This window comes from Actinophytocola glycyrrhizae (genome assembly GCF_042653545.1).
In the GTDB taxonomy this organism is placed as follows: Bacteria; Actinomycetota; Actinomycetes; order Mycobacteriales; family Pseudonocardiaceae; genus Actinophytocola; species Actinophytocola glycyrrhizae.
In genome coordinates this window covers 1-1963 of record NZ_JBHSIS010000021.1, presented here as the reverse complement: position 1 = coordinate 1963, position 1963 = coordinate 1, and the positions used below count along the sequence as shown (strand labels likewise).

The 1963-nt window shown below is 61.5% G+C and carries 3 protein-coding genes; all 3 read left to right on the top strand.

Annotation, left to right across the window (positions count from 1 at the left end):
- Positions 1–925: hypothetical protein (locus tag ACFPCV_RS30980; protein ID WP_378060064.1), on the top strand; the 925-nt coding region annotated here is incomplete at its 5' end.
- Positions 926–1031: 106 nt separating this feature from the next.
- Positions 1032–1415 carry a hypothetical protein gene (locus ACFPCV_RS30975; RefSeq protein WP_378060062.1) on the top strand — a complete coding sequence of 128 codons (384 nt, stop codon included), beginning with the start codon at positions 1032–1034 and terminating at the stop codon, positions 1413–1415.
- A gap of 57 nt (positions 1416–1472) precedes the next feature.
- Positions 1473–1928: a tyrosine-type recombinase/integrase gene (locus tag ACFPCV_RS30970; RefSeq protein WP_378060060.1), complete on the top strand. Its 456-nt coding sequence runs from the start codon at positions 1473–1475 to the stop codon at positions 1926–1928.
- Positions 1929–1963 lie beyond the last annotated feature (35 nt).

Genomic DNA, 1963 nt, shown 5'->3' with positions numbered 1-1963 from the left:
TGACATCCTCTCAACCGAGGCCGAAGCCTCACAGATGAGGTGTCAACCAAACCCTGGGCAGACCCAGAAGATTCACGACAACAGTCGACAAGCGCGGCGCGATGCCATGAGAAAAGCGGGGCTGTCGACAACGCTCCGAGTGAGAAGTGTGACCTATTATTCGGCCGGTTACGGGCAAGGGGGCGGTTATCAATACGTTCACGAATACAATGGAAAGACTTGGCTGGTGACAGATAACTGGAATGATCTGAATGCGGACACCTCTCACGGCCCTCATTGGGAGGTTGGTGAGGCTAAGCCGGACGGTCAGCGTGATAGTCTGGGACGGCTTCGTGTTGGTAGCGGAAAGTTTAAAGCATCCTATGGAGGTGTGGTGGGTGATGTCGCGCGTCGCGCGTCGGTAGCTCGGTGGAATTGGCGGGCCAAACAAGCGCGAGCGCTTGTCGCAGCTAATTTCGCCGCTCATCAGCAGTCCTTGCACGGCGAGTGGTGTGATCTTGAAAAGTCTGAGAGGTGTAGCTCTGATGTCGCGGAGCTAGGTTCCTCGCCGGGCAGGATAATTCATCGGTGGCCGAAAAAGACAATGTTCGTCGATGCCATGAAGGCGTGTGAGTCAACGCTGAGTCATATGGTGAGTGTCTTCGTGCGCGTTATGGATACGCCGGACACGGGGTGGATTCGGGTGCGCGGGGACGTCGTGTCAGCTGATCTCACGGCTGCGGCAGGCGAGTGGTTGACTGATGGATTCATTGTGTTCGAGCCGGTGTCGCGGTCGGTGTTGAGTGTCGATGTCGAGGACCGCTTCGGGCAGTCATATTTGGAGACCACGATCATCGGTGTATTATTCGAAGACCTGGTCAGATGTTTTGCTGGTCACGGGCAGATGTTGCTGCCGATCGTCAACGAGCCAGGCGATCACCGATGACTCGCTGTGGGGTGAACGCTCATGCTGAAGGAAATGACCGCCCGCTCTCGTTAGCGATGTCCGCAGGCCGACCGTGAACGTTCAGTTGCTGACCGAGGTCGGGAGTATGTCCCGATCCTCCCAGTCTACGGCCGCCCGTTCGCTGGAACACGATCATGCCGCAGGAATAGGGGGAACGACCGGGGTTCTGCGCTCCAGCCACGACGGCGCCAGTCTGGCGAACACCCGCCGCGCCACCCGTACTCGGCTGGCCCGCCTGGATCTGCGGCCGTACGCGCGGCGGTGGATGGACGGCGCGGAAACCGAGCAGCTGGCTGCCGAGCTGGCGGTGCCCGCAGACCTGCTCTGGGACGCACTCGCCGGGGTGCTGGCTGTGATGACACCCGACTACCGCACCGACTGCCATGCCGACCGCTGCCTATTCGCCTGCGCAGCGATTTGCGCCGCCAGCGCCGAGATCGGCACGACCAAGGCTGGCCGCCTCTACTAACCCACTATCCAGACCTCCGCCGGGGACGGGGAGGGGGCGGGACAGACGGGTGCGTTTGTGGATCCGCGGTTGGCGCAGACGTGTGTGGGGGAGTGGGTTCGGCGTTGGTCGGATGCGCACGATGTCGGTGTGGGGACGTGGGCGAAGTACGACTCGCATCTGCGCAACCACATCCTGCCCCGATTCGGCGACTCCGAGCCCGGGAAGATCGGGCGGATGACGGTGAAGGCGTGGGTGAAGGCGCTACGCCGGGCGCTGGCAGAGCCCACCGTGCAGGACGTGGTCTCACCGTTCTCGACGATCATGAACGAAGCAGTCGACGAGGGACTGATCGCGGCGAACCCATGTCGTCGGTTGCGGATCAACACCGGCGCCGGGGATGAGCGACCCACCGCCATCCCGGAGCAGGTGGCGTTGATCGCTGGGCGGGCACGGTTGATGGACCGTGTAATCGCTGACTGTGACAGGTATGGGTTTGCAGACAGTGAGGTGATCTCAGCGACTTTCAGGTGAGTCGGCCGTGTTCGAAATGGGTGAGGACGAGTGCG